Here is a 1,048-nt window from a genome sequence, read left to right on the forward strand (position 1 = left end):
GAGGAACTCATGGGTCGCGGGCAGGTTCTCGCAGTTCGTGCCCTCCTCCGCGTACAGATACGGCACCGCGTCCAGCCGGAAGCCGTCGATGCCCAGGTCCAGCCAGAACTTCAGCGCGGAGAGGATCTCCTCCTGCACGGCCGGGTTCTCGTAGTTGAGGTCCGGCTGGTGGGAGAAGAAACGGTGGAAGAAGTACTGCTTGCGGACCGGATCGAAGGTCCAGTTGGAGGCTTCCGTGTCGACGAAGATGATGCGGGCGTCGCCGTATGCCTTGTCGTCGTCGGCCCACATGTAGTAGTCGCCGTAGGGCCCGTCCGGGTCTTTTCTCGATTCCTGGAACCACGGGTGCTGGTCGCTGGTGTGGTTCATGACGAAGTCGATGATGACCCGCATGCCCCGCTGGTGGGCGGAGTCCACGAAGTCCACGAAGTCGGCGAGATCACCGAACTCCGGCAGGACCGACGTGTAGTCGGAGACGTCGTAGCCGCCGTCCCTGAGCGGTGATTTGAAGAAGGGCGGCAGCCACAGGCAGTCGACGCCGAGCCATTGCAGGTAGTCGAGTTTTGCGGTCAGGCCTTTGAGGTCGCCGACGCCGTCGCCGGCAGAACACGAAAGATGTGCGCGGGCGCACGGCCCGGCTCGAGGCGCACATAGTTGGCCCTGCCCCAGTGATAGGTCTCGCCGGTGAGCTCGTCGCGCACCGGTACCGACTCATGCCATTCCAGGCCGAGTTGCGGCATGTCCAACGAGACCGTGGCCTCCTGGGTGTGGTGGGGGTCGAGGTTGGCGACCACCAGAACCGTGTTCGATCCCTGCCGTTTCGAGTAGGCGATCACCGCGTCCTTGTCCGCGTGATGGAAGTGCAGATCGCGCAGCTGCCGAAGCGCGGGGTTCGCGCGCCGGACGGCGTTGAGTTTGGTGATGAGTGGCGTGAGCGTACGCCCCTCGCGTTCGGCTGTCTCCCAGTCGCGGGGTCGGAGTTGGTATTTCTCGGAGTGGAGGTATTCCTCGCTGCCGGGGCGCAGGGGGGTGTTCTCGCACAGTTCGT

The 1,048-nt window shown here is 64.2% G+C and carries 2 pseudogenes; both read right to left on the minus strand.

Going from position 1 to position 1,048, the window contains the following annotated elements:
• A pseudogene (locus IF78_RS44685) lies at positions 1-606 on the minus strand (alpha-amylase family glycosyl hydrolase); the annotation flags it as partial.
• A pseudogene (locus IF78_RS0142850) lies at positions 570-1,048 on the minus strand (alpha-1,4-glucan--maltose-1-phosphate maltosyltransferase); the annotation flags it as partial. The pseudogenes IF78_RS44685 and IF78_RS0142850, both read right to left, overlap by 37 nt.

The organism is Streptomyces bicolor (assembly GCF_000719285.1).
GTDB classification, from domain to species: domain Bacteria; phylum Actinomycetota; class Actinomycetes; order Streptomycetales; family Streptomycetaceae; genus Streptomyces; species Streptomyces bicolor.